General features: G+C 44.6%; 15 protein-coding genes. 12 read left to right on the plus strand and 3 right to left on the minus strand.

Annotated features, from left to right (window positions below; all coding sequences use genetic code 11):
- The first annotated feature begins 535 nt into the window (after positions 1-535).
- Both folB and BC343_RS00780 read left to right on the plus strand, forming a co-directional pair.
- The gene (gene folB, locus BC343_RS00775; RefSeq protein WP_078345812.1) at positions 536-898 is read left to right on the plus strand and encodes a dihydroneopterin aldolase; all 363 of its coding nucleotides are present in this window, start codon (positions 536-538) and stop codon (positions 896-898) included.
- 3 nt (positions 899-901) lie between these two features.
- Entirely contained in the window at positions 902-2,299 is a 1,398-nt protein-coding gene (locus tag BC343_RS00780) for an FAD-binding oxidoreductase (protein WP_078345813.1), read from the plus strand.
- A gap of 231 nt (positions 2,300-2,530) precedes the next feature.
- Here the strand turns inward: BC343_RS00780 and BC343_RS00785 are convergent, their stop codons facing one another.
- Positions 2,531-2,977, minus strand: a complete 447-nt coding sequence (locus BC343_RS00785; protein ID WP_078345814.1) for an acyl-CoA thioesterase — start codon at positions 2,975-2,977, stop codon at positions 2,531-2,533.
- Positions 2,978-3,111: 134 nt separating this feature from the next.
- Here BC343_RS00785 and BC343_RS00790 point away from each other — a divergent pair, with 134 nt between their 5' ends.
- Complete coding sequence (locus tag BC343_RS00790; RefSeq protein WP_078346463.1) at positions 3,112-3,549, plus strand: Hsp20/alpha crystallin family protein; 438 nt, start codon at positions 3,112-3,114, stop codon at positions 3,547-3,549.
- Positions 3,550-3,720: 171 nt separating this feature from the next.
- Here the strand turns inward: BC343_RS00790 and BC343_RS00795 are convergent, their stop codons facing one another.
- The gene (locus BC343_RS00795; protein WP_078345815.1) at positions 3,721-4,212 is read right to left on the minus strand and encodes a YajQ family cyclic di-GMP-binding protein; all 492 of its coding nucleotides are present in this window, start codon (positions 4,210-4,212) and stop codon (positions 3,721-3,723) included.
- Positions 4,213-4,354: 142 nt separating this feature from the next.
- Here BC343_RS00795 and ppk1 point away from each other — a divergent pair, with 142 nt between their 5' ends.
- From ppk1 to BC343_RS00840, 9 genes are all read left to right on the plus strand, one after another.
- The gene (gene ppk1, locus BC343_RS00800; RefSeq protein ID WP_078345816.1) at positions 4,355-6,403 is read left to right on the plus strand and encodes a polyphosphate kinase 1; all 2,049 of its coding nucleotides are present in this window, start codon (positions 4,355-4,357) and stop codon (positions 6,401-6,403) included.
- A complete protein-coding gene (locus BC343_RS00805; protein WP_078345817.1) occupies positions 6,400-7,287 on the plus strand; it encodes a Ppx/GppA phosphatase family protein in 888 nt (295 codons plus the stop codon). Before ppk1 ends, BC343_RS00805 begins: the two co-directional genes overlap by 4 nt.
- Positions 7,288-7,442: 155 nt before the next feature.
- Positions 7,443-8,009, plus strand: a complete 567-nt coding sequence (locus BC343_RS00810) for a UbiX family flavin prenyltransferase (RefSeq protein ID WP_078345818.1) — start codon at positions 7,443-7,445, stop codon at positions 8,007-8,009.
- A 52-nt stretch (positions 8,010-8,061) separates the two neighbouring features.
- The gene (locus BC343_RS00815) at positions 8,062-8,547 is read left to right on the plus strand and encodes a DUF6265 family protein (protein WP_078345819.1); all 486 of its coding nucleotides are present in this window, start codon (positions 8,062-8,064) and stop codon (positions 8,545-8,547) included.
- A 30-nt stretch (positions 8,548-8,577) separates the two neighbouring features.
- Positions 8,578-9,345 carry an SGNH/GDSL hydrolase family protein gene (locus BC343_RS00820; protein WP_078345820.1) on the plus strand — a complete coding sequence of 256 codons (768 nt, stop codon included), beginning with the start codon at positions 8,578-8,580 and terminating at the stop codon, positions 9,343-9,345.
- A 127-nt stretch (positions 9,346-9,472) separates the two neighbouring features.
- Positions 9,473-10,792: a tRNA (N(6)-L-threonylcarbamoyladenosine(37)-C(2))-methylthiotransferase MtaB gene (mtaB, locus tag BC343_RS00825; protein WP_078345821.1), complete on the plus strand. Its 1,320-nt coding sequence runs from the start codon at positions 9,473-9,475 to the stop codon at positions 10,790-10,792.
- Positions 10,793-10,822: 30 nt separating this feature from the next.
- Complete coding sequence (locus tag BC343_RS00830) at positions 10,823-11,995, plus strand: prolipoprotein diacylglyceryl transferase (RefSeq protein ID WP_078345822.1); 1,173 nt, start codon at positions 10,823-10,825, stop codon at positions 11,993-11,995.
- Complete coding sequence (locus BC343_RS00835; RefSeq protein ID WP_078345823.1) at positions 11,988-12,479, plus strand: GtrA family protein; 492 nt, start codon at positions 11,988-11,990, stop codon at positions 12,477-12,479. The genes BC343_RS00830 and BC343_RS00835 overlap by 8 nt, the downstream gene beginning before the upstream one ends.
- A complete protein-coding gene (locus tag BC343_RS00840; protein WP_078345824.1) occupies positions 12,445-13,233 on the plus strand; it encodes an inositol monophosphatase family protein in 789 nt (262 codons plus the stop codon). Before BC343_RS00835 ends, BC343_RS00840 begins: the two co-directional genes overlap by 35 nt.
- 262 nt (positions 13,234-13,495) lie before the next feature.
- On the opposite strand, the gene BC343_RS00845 is transcribed toward BC343_RS00840, so the two are convergent.
- Positions 13,496-14,047, minus strand: coding sequence for a NifU family protein (locus BC343_RS00845; protein ID WP_078345825.1), 552 nt, complete (start codon positions 14,045-14,047; stop codon positions 13,496-13,498).
- Between the last annotated feature and the right edge of the window lie 45 nt (positions 14,048-14,092).

Consider the following 14,092-nt stretch of genomic DNA (forward strand, 5'->3'; position numbering starts at 1 on the left):
AGGATTGTTTTGGGGCTATAGGGTTATTTTACCGCAAAGAGCGCAGGGAAAAAACGCAAAGAGGCGCAAAGCTTTGCAATAGGATTGATAGTAAGCTATTGTTAATTGTTGCTTTTTGGTGATAACCACAAAAACTTATTTACCAATTTACAAGGCTTTGCGTCCTTTGCGCTAACCATATTGCAAATCTCTGCGGTCTTTGCGGTTAAATGTTGAAGTTTTTTAACAGGATTTCAGGATAGAGGGATTTACAGGATTTTTTTGATGGGATTACACCGATAGGGTTTGATTTCACCGATTGAGGAGGTTTCAAACCTTAAATAACCACGGAGGTAATGGAGGTTACGCGGAGGTTCGCAGAGAGATTAATAATGGATGACGTTTATAAGCTGCTTTAATTTTCTTCGCGGCTTTGCGCCTTTGTGTGCTAAACTTACGCCGTTGCAAAGCTCTGTGTACCTCTGCGTTTTTCTCTCTGTGTTCTCTGTGGTTAAATAAAGAGCCATACTTTCGAATAAACCACTACTTTTGAATCATGGTTAAAGTTGCTTTACAAGGTGCCGAATTTTTTGCATACCACGGGTTTTATCCTGAGGAGCAATTGCTGGGTACTCGTTTTGTTGTAGATATTGAGGTGGTGTTTGATAGTGTTGCTGATTTTAATGACGATAAAATTGCCAATACTGTTAACTACGAGGAGCTTTACCAAATTGCTAAAACCGAAATGCAGCACACCCGCAAGTTAATAGAAACGGTTGCGCAAGGTATTATTGACGGTATTGCCGCTAAATATGCTTATGTGCAGGTGGCATCTGTTACCATTAAGAAAGCTCATCCACCGTTGGGGGGCACCGTGCAAAACTCGGTGGTGAGCATTAGTTTTAATAAGAAGAAATAAACCATGGCCTTTACTAAAATAACCGCGGAATTGCTTGCCGCTATAACCGATATTGTTGGCGCTGATGCTGTTTTAACAGGCAAGGAAGCCGTCTCCGAATATTCTCACGACGAAACCGAAGACCTGGTTTACTACCCCGAAGTAGTGGCCAAGCCGAAAGATACTGCGGAAATTGCCGCGCTGATGAAGTTTTGCAACGATAAGCTTATCCCGGTTACGCCACGTGGAGCCGGCACAGGTTTGGCGGGCGGCGCTTTGGCCATTAATGGCGGCTTGATGATATCTATGGAGCGGTTTAACCAAATACTGGATATTGATGAGCAGAACCTGCAGGCAACTGTGGAGCCGGGCGTTATTACCGAAATGTTTATGGATGCCGTTGCCGAAAAAGGCTTGCTGTACCCCGTAGACCCGGCCAGTAAAGGCAGCTGCTTTATTGGTGGCAACGTGGCCAATTGCAGCGGCGGACCAAGGGTAGTAAAATACGGCACCATACGCGAGTATGTACTGAACATGGAAGCTGTTTTGCCTAACGGCGAAATTATTTGGACGGGTGCCAATACGCTTAAATATGCATCCGGCTATAATCTTACGCAGTTGCTTATTGGTAGCGAGGGTACGTTGGCTATAGTCACCAAAATAGTAGTAAAGCTGATACCTAAGCCTACGCAGGATGCACTGATGTTGGCTTCGTTCAACTCCAATGAAGATGCTTGTGCGGCCGTGTCGGCTATCTTTAGGGCTGGGGTAGTGCCCTCGGCCCTGGAGTTTATGGAGCGTAAGGGTATCGAATGGGTAATAGAGCACGATGGCTTGACTTTCGATCTGCAGGATGGGGCAGAAGCTTTCCTGCTGATAGAATGCGACGGCACCAACCAGGATGTAATATTTGCCGATTGCGAAAAGATAAACGAGGTATTGGAAGCGCATAACTGCCGCGACGTACTCTTTGCCGACTCATCGGCACAAAAGGAGGAAATATGGCGCATACGCCGTACCATGGCGGTTTCGGTAAAATCTAATTCGGTTTATAAAGAGGAGGATACTGTTGTGCCCCGGGCTGCATTGCCAAAACTCATTAATGGTATAAAAGAAATAGGTGGCCGTTATGGCTTTGCCTCGGTTTGCTACGGTCACGCCGGCGATGGCAACCTGCACGTAAACATCATAAAAGCAGGTATGAGTGATGAAGATTGGAACAATAAACTGAAAGATGGCATCACCGAAATATTCGAACTAACCGTAAGCCTCGGCGGCACCATCTCAGGTGAGCATGGCATAGGCGTAGTGCAGCGCGATTTTATGCCGCTGAAGTATACTGATATACACTTTGCTTTGTGGAAGGGGATAAAGGCGGTGTTTGACCCTAACGGGATCCTTAATCCCGGGAAGATATTTTAAACACCATGTCATCCCGAACGAGCGGCGGTGGGATAGCGCGCAGGGGCAAGGAGGGAACTTATACGGTATGCAAAGGCACTACGCAAATCTGCTCATGCAAAGCGTTCGTGCATTAGCGTCGAAGGTTTCTCACCCTCTTTCGCTCTTTACCCTCGCTTCAGGGTTCGAAATGACATAGGTTAATAGCTTCATCTGCACATCTGTATATTTGCACATTTGAAATCTGCACATCTAATTCGTATTCAATATCAATCTCGGTTCGTCGTAATCTATCATCTTTTGGCGGCCTTCCTTAGGGATGGGGATAGATTTACCTTCTTTATAATCGTAGCTGATGCACACCGTTTTGCAGGTGGTGCATATTTCTTCGCCTTTTTCGGTTTGTTTAGTTAATACGTGCATTACGTCAAAGCTGCTGTTGCCAATGCGTATTACGCGAACGTAGCACATTAGCTTATCTTCTATCATTACCGGTTTCAGGTAGTTCACTTCCGATCTGCCTACCAGTATCCAGGCTTCCTTCAAATTCCAGTGCGCAACATCGCGCCAGTAGTTAAAACGTGCTACTTCAAAATAGGTAAGGTACACAGCATTATTAACGTGGCCCACGCCATCGATATCCGAAAACCGGATGGCTATATCAGTTTTATACTTGTAATCTGTTAGTTTTTCAGCCATAATAGGACACTTTGTCTGTTTGGTTTAAAATTTACAGACAAATTGTCGTGTAAATGCTTGGTTTTTACTGTTGGTATAACAGTTGAACAATGTGCTACGAAGTTAATAAAACAAAAACTCAGGAGGATATAAAAATGACATTAGTGAAATTTAACAACGGCGTAAGGAATAACGTTAACCCTTTCTTTAACGATGTATTCGATTCAATAGTAAACGATTCGTTTTTGAGCGACAAATTAGTTAGCCGGGTGCCTGCGGTAAACATATCAGAAAACGATAGCGAATTCAATATCGAATTGGCCGTACCCGGTGTGAAAAAAGAAGACCTAAAAATTAACCTGGATAAAAACGTATTGAGCGTTTCTGCCGAAAAGAAAAGCGACGAAGGCCAGGAAGTAAAAAAATACAGCAAACGCGAATACAGCTACAACTCGTTTGTACGCTCGTTCACCTTGCCGGATAGCGCCGACTATGCTAAAATTGATGCTGACTACACCGATGGTATATTGAAACTGACCATCGCCAAGAGGGAAGAAGCTAAATTTCAGTCGCGCGAAATCGCTGTGAAATAATTCAAGAGTGTTTTCATAAGTTTGGTTTAGTTGAAAAGGCCGGCCCGCGAGGGACCGGTCTTTTTTGCTTTTAAGTCCGATGTCCGGAAGTCAGAAAGTCCGCAAGAAATAGAGCCGTGCATTTGCAAAACTTCTTCTTACGGACTTTCCGACTTCGGACTTTTGACTATTTTAACTCCTCATATTAATATACTGAAGCGGCTGGCCAAAATCCTCAGCGCGGCAAAGGCTGATAACGGCTTGCAGGTCGTCTATCTTTTTGGCGGTTACACGCACCTGGTCGTTCTGGATGCTGGCTTCAACCTTTAGCTTGCTGTCTTTTATCTTTTTAACGATCTTTTTGGCGGCCTCTTTATCAATACCTTCTTTTATCTTTATTTCCTTCCGTATCATGTTGCCTGAGGCGTAAACTTCTTTGCCAAAGTCTAAGGCTTTGGGATCGAGCCCTTGTTTGCTCATGCGGCTGATAATGCTATCCTCAATAGCTTTTACGCGCATATCGTTCTCGGTAACAATAGTTATCTCGTTGGTTTTCTTATCCAGGTCAATGGTGCTTTTACTGGTGTTAAAATCGTAACGGTTCAGTATTTCTTTTTTGGCGGTGTTGATAGCGTTATCAAGCGTTTGTCCGTCTATTTTGCTTACAATGTCAAATGAAGGCATGAGTTTATGGTTTTGTAACGCAAAGCTAATGTAAGATTTGCATAAGCTGTAAACTATAATACAGATATTTGGTTTACCTGCTTAGCCGACTATACGATTATTTAATATTATCTTAACAAATAAAAAGGCAGATTTGTGCTTTATGGATACTAAAAACATTCCGTTACTCAACCGAGAGATAAGCTGGCTATATTTTAACGACAGGGTACTGCAGGAAGCTGCCGACCCAACGGTGCCGCTTATAGAACGCGTAAAGTTTTTAGCCATCTTCAGCAGCAATCTGGATGAGTTTTACCGTGTGCGTGTAGCAACGCTAAGCCGCCTGGCCAACCTGAACGAAAAGGCCAAAGAGATATTGGGCTATAACCCCAAAAAACTGCTGAACCAGATCAAGAATATAGTAGTAAAGCAGGAGAAGAAATTTCAGAACCTGTACGAGAATATTATTGTAAAGGAGCTTGCTGAAGAAAAGATATTCCTGCTGAACGATAAGCAGTTGAATGTTACGCGCGGCGAGTTTGTGAAGGAGTTCTTCCGCGAGCGTTTGCTATCAACGCTGGTACCCATTATGCTTGATGAGGACCTGCCACTGCCCGAACTGCGCGACCGTGCCATTTACTTCTTCGTAAAGCTTACCAAGGGTAAAAAGTACCGTTACGCGCTCATTGAGATACCCGATAACCTTTCACGATTTTTGGTACTGCCCGATACTAATAAGCTGAAATTCATCATTCTGCTTGATGATATTATCCGCTATAGCCTGGAGGATATCTTCTTTATTTTCGAGCACGATAGCATCGAAGCCTATTCTATTCAGCTTACACGCGATGCCGAGCTGGACCTGGATAAAGTAGTAAGCGAGAAATTTATTGACGCACTGGCTAAAAGCCTTGATAAACGCAAACGTGGTAAACCCATGCGTTTAGTTTTTGATACCGAAATGCCGCCCGATATGCTGGGCTATTTGGTTAAAAAGATGCGTTTACAGGGCGAGAACCTCATCCCCGGTAATCGTTACCAAAATTTTAAAAACTTCATCAGCTTCCCTAACGTAGGCCGTCCCGAACTGGAATATAGCAAAACAAGGGCCTTGCCAATAGAGGGCCTATCGTTCGGTAAAAGTTTGATGAGTATGATAGCCAAGCGCGATTACCTCATCAGTACGCCTTACGAGTCGTTCGATTATGTTATACACTTTTTACGTGAGGCGGCTATCGACCCTAAAGTGAAAGAGATCAGCATAACCGTTTACCGTTTGGCCGAAAACTCAAAGATCATTTATGCACTCATCAACGCTGCCAAGAACGGTAAAAAGGTGAACTGTCTTGTTGAACTTCGTGCCCGCTTTGACGAGGAAAACAATATTTACTGGAGCAACAGGCTTGAAGAGGAGGGGGTGAACGTGCTCTACGGTATCGATGGTTACAAGGTGCATTCCAAAATATGCCTCGTTACCCGTATCGAAAAAAGCAAGCCTGCCTATTACGCCTGTTTATCTACCGGTAACTTTAACGAGAAAACCGCCAAAATTTACGCAGATCATACGCTGCTAACGGCTGATAAACGCTTGACGCTGGATTTGGTAGACATATTTAAAGCGCTGCTTAAAAATCAGTTGCCGAAAGGCTTGAAGCACCTTATTGTATCGCCAATAGATTCGCGCCCGGCTATTTATAAGCTCATAGACAACGAAATAAAACTGGCTAAAGCCGGCAAAAAGGCATACATCATTATGAAGATGAACAGCCTTGCCGATGAACAGATGATAGCCAAACTTTACCAGGCCAGCAATGCCGGTGTGAAGATACAAATGATCATCCGCGGGATGTGCTGCCTCGTTCCTGGCCAAAAAGGATTTAGCGAGAATATAGAGGTGATCAGCATTGTAGATAAGTATTTGGAGCATGCCCGCGTACATATTTACGGCAACGGCGGCAACGAATTGATGTACCTAACCTCGGCCGACCTGATGACGCGGAATATTGATAACCGCGTGGAAGTAGGCTTCCCCATTTACGATGACTTTTTGCGCAAAGAAATACGGAATATCATCAATATACAATTGAGCGATAATACCAAGGCCCGCGAAATTACGGGCACCAGCGCTAATAAATACCACAAAACTAAAGCCGATACCCTTACCCGGGCACAGATAGATATTTACAATTACCTTAAAACCCCATTAACTTGAGATACGCTGCCATAGATGTTGGCTCGAACGCCGTGAGGCTTTTGATAGCCAATATTATAGAGAATAACGGTTCGGTTTCTTTTAAAAAGAATACGCTGGTGCGCGTGCCGGTGCGCCTTGGCGACGATGCCTTCCTGAACAAACATATATCTGATAAAAAAGCCGACGACCTGGTAAAGTCTATGCAGGCCTTTAAAAACCTGATGGAGGTGTTTAAAGTGACCGACTACATGGCCTGTGCAACATCGGCCATGCGCGAAGCCGATAACGGCCAGCAGGTTGCCGAACGCATTAAGGAAGAAGCAGGTATAGATCTGCAGATCGTTCATGGCGAAATAGAGGCACAAATTATTTATGCCAGCCACGCTGAAGTGAATATAGATAAGGATAAGAACTATCTGTATATCGACGTGGGTGGCGGTAGTACCGAGCTTTCGCTGTTTTCGCGTGGCGAATTGCAGGCCTCTAAGTCGTTCAATTTGGGTACCATCCGCATATTGGATAACCAGGATAAGGAAGAGACCTGGAACGAGATGAAGGATTTTATCCGCGAGCATACCCGCCATCATAAAAATATTTTCGGCATAGGTACCGGTGGTAACATCAATAAGTTATACAAGTTATCTAACGAGAAGGATGGTTCGCCGCTAACCTACGTTAAGCTTAAATCGCTGTATAATTACCTCGATTCGTTCTCGATGAAAGAGCGGATAAACGTGCTCGGTTTGAACCAGGACAGGGCCGACGTAATTATCCCTGCCTGCGAGATATACCTGACTGTTTTGAAATGTGCCAACATAAAAAGCATGTATGTACCAACCGTTGGTATGGTGGATGGTATCATTCAAACACTTATAGAAAAGAACATAAACAACGCGGGTTAAAATAATTTAAAATAATTGTTTAAAAATTAAAACACGCTTATTATATTTGTAGTGCCCGCTCAAAGGGCATGTTTTTCATAGGTAGATGTAGGGTCGAGACAATGTTTCGGCCCTTTTTTGTGCCCTAACATTTCTTCAGTAAGTTTGTTGGCAGGATGATGAACAGGAAAATTGTAGTGGCCGTTACCGGTGCAAGCGGCGCTATTTACGCTAAGCTTTTATTAGATAAGTTGTTACAACTGCAGGCGCAGGTGGCCGAAGTAGGGGTTGTTATGTCTGATAATGCCAAAAAGGTATGGGAGTTTGAGCTCGATAATACCGCCTACAACAATTATCCGTTTAAATTTTACGCTAAAAACGATTTTATGGCACCCTTTGCGTCGGGCTCGGCAAAATTCGATACTATGGTGGTAGTGCCCTGCTCTATGGGGGCACTGGGTAGGATAGCAGCCGGAACTTCTGACGACCTGATAAGCCGCGCCGCCGATGTTATCCTGAAAGAGCGCCGTAAATTGATATTAGTAGCACGGGATACGCCATTAAACCTCATCCACATCCGCAATATGCAAACCGTAACCGAGGCGGGAGGTATTATTTGCCCGGCCATACCATCGTACTACAGCAAGCCCAAAACTATAGAAGAACTGGCCATGACGGTGGTGAACCGTGTTATAGACCTCATTGGGCTGGAGAACGAAAGCTACCGCTGGGAGGGAATATAATTAGGTTTGAACAGAACAGCCAAACCGTTATATTTAGGCAATACAACATCTCATGAAAAAAATAGTATTGCTGTTTGCCGTAACGCTTCTAAGCCATCAAACCTTTGCTCAATTAAAAGCCGCTGTAAAAGACCTATCCTTCATGGCCGGCAAATGGACGCTGAAACACGAGTGGGGCGATATGGAGGAATTTTGGGGCGCACCGATGGGCGATAATATGGCCAGTATATTCAGATGCGTAAAGGATGGCAAGGTAGTTTTCTACGAGTTTATGGTAATAGAAGAAACGGACGGAGTACCTGTGATGAAGTTGCGCCATTTTAATAAAGGAAGTATTGGTTGGGAAGATAAAGATAGGCCTTACCTTATGCCTGCTATAAAACTTACTAAGAATGAGGTGTTGTTCGAATCGGTAGATAAAACCGTACGGATAACTTACCGCCGTGTAAGCCCTGTTAAGTTGGATTGCATTCTTGATGAGAAAGATAAAAAGGGCGTTTGGAAAAAAGATGTGTTCAATTATTCGCTTAGTAAATAGTACGGTTAAGCATATATTTGCTGCATATTGATGAAGAAACTTTTAAGCTTCCTGTTGGCGGCCTCGATTTTTGGGTGTAAGTACCAACGGCCACCTACGCCGGTGCAAGTGCCGCAAGAATCGCCCGAGGAGAAAGCCGCAAAAGCTTTACTGGCTACTACACCGGTGCCCATTCGGATAGCAGGGAAAGCTTATTTTTTCGGTGATAGTATTACCGAGGGGTATAACGGCAACATTGTTACGGCGGATAACTGGGTAGCATTGCTGGCAGCCTCGGTTGGCTGGGAGGCAGTAAACCTGGGCATAGGCGGCTCTACACTGGAGTGGAAGATCAATGGCTCGCCTTCGTTGAATAGTATGTATGTACGTGCTGTAAACGAGATACCTGCTAAAACTGATAATGATAAGTATTTGTTTTTTGCCTACGGTATAAATGATGTAGGCTTCAATACACCCGACCTTACAGCCGAACAATTTACAGCCGATTACCAGTTTGTGCTTGATAAGGCCTATGCGCAAGGCTGGCTGGCCAAGGATATAGTACTGGTAAACATATATTATTGCAACGAGCAATTGGTATTTGGTAAAGGTGTGGTTACACCTGGCCGATTGGCAGCCTTTAATACGGCATTAAACACCGTAGCTGTTAAGAATGGCACCCGCTTTATAGATATCAACACTTTTATGAAAACCAATGGCGCCGGCTACCTGCTATCCGCAGATGGTGTGCACCCTACCAATACCGGGTACGCGGTGATAGCCCGAGGGGTACAAGCAGCTTTGAGTACGTTCCAATAAGCTCCCAGTTTTGGTACACTTGGTTGGAAATGAGGGGGCATGTCAATGTTTTTACATTTCCGTTAAACAACTAATCTCTACCCTCCAATCAACTAATCTCTAAATTCGCTATCTTTGCCGGCTGAAAATGAATAAGAAAGTTGCATTTTATACGCTTGGCTGTAAGCTCAATTACTCGGAGACCTCTTCGATAGGGCGCTTATTTAACCAGGCCGGCTTCGAAACGGTTGAATTTAGTGAAACGCCGGATGTGTTTGTGATAAACACATGTTCGGTTACCGAGAACGCCGATAAAAAATGCAAAAAGATAGTTAAGGAAGCGCTGAAAATATCGCCGAACGCCTACGTTACCATTGTAGGTTGCTACGCTCAGTTAAAGCCAAAAGAAATTGCCGAAATACCCGGCGTTGACCTGGTTTTGGGCGCTGCTGAGAAGTTTCAGATCGTAGATTACCTTACCGATTTAACCAAGAATCCCAAAACATTAGTATACAACCAGCCGGTATCAGAAGCTAATGAGTTCGTACCTTCATTCTCGTATGGCGACCGCACGCGTACTTTCTTGAAAGTTCAGGATGGCTGCGATTACTCTTGTTCCTTTTGCACCATACCATTGGCCCGTGGCGCAAGCCGCAGCGATACCATTGAGAATGCAGTAGCGCAAGCGAGAGAAATAGCTGCATCGGGTGTGAAAGAAATTGTTTTAACAGGGGTGAACCTTGGCGATTTCGGCATCCGCAATGGCCAGCGCGAGGATAAGTTCTTCGATTTGGTAAAGGCTTTGGATGAGGTGGAAGGCATTGAGCGTATCCGCATATCATCGATAGAGCCAAACCTGTTGAGCGATGAGATCATAGAGTTTGTGAGCACTTCTAAAAGGTTCGTTCCGCATTTCCATATTCCGCTGCAATCGGGTTCCGATAAAATTTTAGGCTTAATGCGCCGCCGTTACAAGCGCGACCTTTACGCCAGTCGCGTGGCTAAAATAAAAGAGGTAATGCCGCATTGCTGCATAGGTGTAGATGTGATCGTAGGTTTCCCCGGCGAAACGCGTGAAGATTTTGTAGATACCTACAACTTCCTAAACGGGCTGGATATATCATACTTGCACGTATTCACCTATTCGGAACGCGAAAATACTTTGGCCGCCGAAATGAAAGGTGCCGTACCGGGCAGTACCCGTGCCGACAGGAGCAAAATGCTGCACATTTTGTCCGACAAAAAACGCCGTGCCTTTTACGAAACCCAGTTAGGTAAAACCGACGAGGTGTTGTTTGAGGGCGACATAAAGGACGGCTACATGCACGGCTTTACCCGCAACTATGTAAAGGTGCGTGCCAAGTACGATCCTGTGCTGGTAAACGAAATTAAGGCAGTCCACTTAACCGAAATTTCACCCGACGGTGATGTTGAAATAACAGAGAGCGCAGAAATATTAGTGCATTAAGCCTATATTCGCCCTCACAAAACACAGGCAATGTTTCCAACCCTTTCCTCGCTCATTCAATATTTCACAGGGGTAAATATCCCGCTTCCTATACAAACTTTCGGCTTTTTTGTGGCGCTGGCCTTTATGGCGGCCTATTGGGCTTTTACCAAAGAGTTTCAGCGTAAAGAAGCTGCCGGTTATATCAAATCTTTCCAAAAAGATGTAATGGTGGGCGAGCCGGCTTCAACCGGCGAACTGGTTGGTAACGGTTTATTCGGATTTGTATTCGGGTATAAGGTATTCGATGCGATATTTAATTATTCGGCATTGATAGATAGCCCGCAGGACTTTTTGCTTTCCACCCGCGGTAACTGGTTCGGCGGTATACTTTGTGCTGCCGGTTTTGCTTACTGGGCTTATTACGAAGCTAACAAACAAAAATTGGCTCAGCCTAAAAAGGAACGCGTTACAGTGCATCCCCACGAGCTAATGGGCAGCATATTGCTTTGGGCAGCTATATTCGGTTTTGCAGGTGCGAAGCTGTTTAACGCATTAGAAAATTGGGACGAGTTTATGCGCGACCCTGTGGGTATGCTTATAGGCTTTAGCGGTTTAACATTCTACGGTGGGTTAATTTGTGGTGGTGCTGCGGTATTGTACGTTGCCCATAAACACGATGTAAAGCCACTGGATATGCTGGATATTGGCGCGGCAGGTATGATGCTTTCTTACGCACTGGGCAGGGTAGGCTGCCAAATGTCGGGCGATGGCGATTGGGGTATCCCCAACCTTGCCGCTAAACCAGGCTGGCTAAGCTGGGCACCCGATTGGATGTGGAGCTTTAAATTCCCACACAACGTAAACGAGGTTGACCCGGGAAACCGCATTGCAGATTGCGTTGGCAAGTTTTGTAACGAACTAAGGCTACCCGTATATCCAACATCTTTCTACGAATCGGTAATTTGCCTTTTGCTATTCTTCTTCATCTGGAAAATTCGCCACCGCGTAAAAGCGCCTGGTGCCTTGTTCGGTGTATATATGATACTGGCAGGCGTAGAGCGTTTCCTGATAGAGCTGATACGCGTAAACACTAAGTATGTAGTAGCGGGTGTATCATTCACCCAAGCGGAAATGATATCGGTTATTATGGTTTTAGGCGGCTCGGCGCTGATATACTTCGGTAATGCCCGTTATAAGAAAACTACAGTAGCTAATGGCTAATAGTGTTCTGCAAAAGCTGGCTAAAAATTCTGTATTGCGTTTTCTGCTATCGGCAGGTACAGGCTTTTTGGCAGATATGGTTGCTTTTTACCTGCTGTTTCATTTCGTGTTTACTGATACCACCTACAGCTTTGGCTTTACGGAAGTACGTAATTCTTCTATATCCCTCGCCATATCGTATACACTCGGCGTTTGTATCAATTTTTTGATGACCAAATTCCTGGTATTCAAACAGTCTAAATCCTCGCCGGTTAAGCAGTTCATCCGCTTTGCATCGGTAGCTTTTTTAGGCTTTTTTGCCAATCTTGGCGTGCTTAAATTGTTGATACAAGAAGTAGGCATATACCCGCCTTATGCACGTGCCGGGGCGGCATTGAGTTTGTTTGTGGCAAGCTATTTTGTACACAAAGCCTTCTCATTCAGTTTATCATTACGCCAACATCAACCGCATGACACTCAACCCCATCATCAGCCAGGTAACTGAAGTTGCCCGAGAAGCAGGCCAGTTCATCCGTACCGAAAGGGCAACTTTTGATGCCGACAGAATAGAGTACAAAGGCCTCAACGACCTGGTATCGTACGTGGACAAAACCGCCGAGCAAAAAATAGTAGCCGGGCTGGAAAAGATACTCCCCGAAGCAGGCTTTATCACCGAAGAAAAAACTACTACCAAATTTGGCGATACCTATAACTGGATAATCGACCCGCTGGATGGCACTACTAATTTTATCCACGGCCTGCCCGTATTCTCGGTAAGCATAGGCCTGCAAAAGAATGATGAATTGGTGTTAGGCGTGGTATACGAAGTATGCCAGGACGAATGCTTTTATGCCCACGTTGATTCGCCAGCTTACCTCAACGGTAAAGAAATAAAAGTAAGCAACAAGCCCACCGTTGCCGATAGCCTGATAGCCACAGGTTTCCCTTATTACGATTTTAGCAAACAAGCCCAATACATCCAACTATTCACCGAACTGATGCGCAATTGCCACGGCCTACGCCGCTTGGGTTCTGCTGCGGTAGACCTGGCTTATACAGCATGCGGTAGGTTCGAAAGTTTCTTTGAATATAACCTTAACCCGTGGGACGTAGCAGGCGGCATAGTCATCGTTAAACAAGCCGGTGGCCAGGTAGTAAACTTTAAAGGCGGCGCTGAGGTATTAAACACCCGCGAACTGTTAGCTACTAATGGTAGGATAACTGGGGAGATGCTGGAGTATATTAAAAAATTCTTCTGATTTTTTGGGATCTCACCGATTATTGATGATTCCACCGATGCTTATTTTGGTGAGTGAGTGAACACTAATTTGCTCTGATTTTTCAAATTTCACGAATGGCATTTCCCGCTTTAATTTGAGAAAATTTGAATAATTTGTGCAATTCGTGTTCACTCGAATAAAAACGCCGATTTGAATCATCTTCAAATCGGCATTCTTTTTATCTGTGAAATCTCTTTTTTATCGGTGGAATCATCAAAATAAAATCGGTGGAATCACACAATTACAGGGCTTCAGAAACCACCTCAGTAACCTCAGGCACCATGCGTTTCAACAGGTTTTCGATACCGGCTTTAAGTGTTACGGTTGATGATGGGCAACCACTGCACGATCCGCGCAACTCTACGGTAACCACACCTTCGTCGAACGAGCGGTAGCTGATAGCGCCGCCATCCTGCTCAACAGCCGGGCGAACGTAATCGTTCAATATCTGCTGAATTTTTATTTCGGTTTCAGTACCCTCAAATTCAACATCGGCGGCCTGCTCAATTTCCTGTACTTTCAGTTCAGCTTCTACTGCACCTTTAACAAACTCTTTCAGTATCGGCTCAATATCATTCCATTCGCTGCCTTCGGTTTTGGTAACAGTAACAAAGTTGCTGGCAAAGAACACACCGTTAACAAACGAGAATTTATAAAGCTCTTTAGCAAAAGGCGACTTTTCAGCAGCTTCTTTGGTGGCATAATCAACACTGCCGTTTATGAGCAACTTGTTCACAATGAACTTCATAGTTGCCGGGTTTGGCGTGCCTTCGGTATATACGTTGATATTCATGGATGTTCAATTTTAATAAGTTAACAAATGTAATCAGCTTTTTGA

Origin of the sequence: Mucilaginibacter pedocola (assembly GCF_002013915.1) — a bacterium.
GTDB classification, from domain to species: Bacteria; Bacteroidota; Bacteroidia; order Sphingobacteriales; family Sphingobacteriaceae; genus Mucilaginibacter; species Mucilaginibacter pedocola.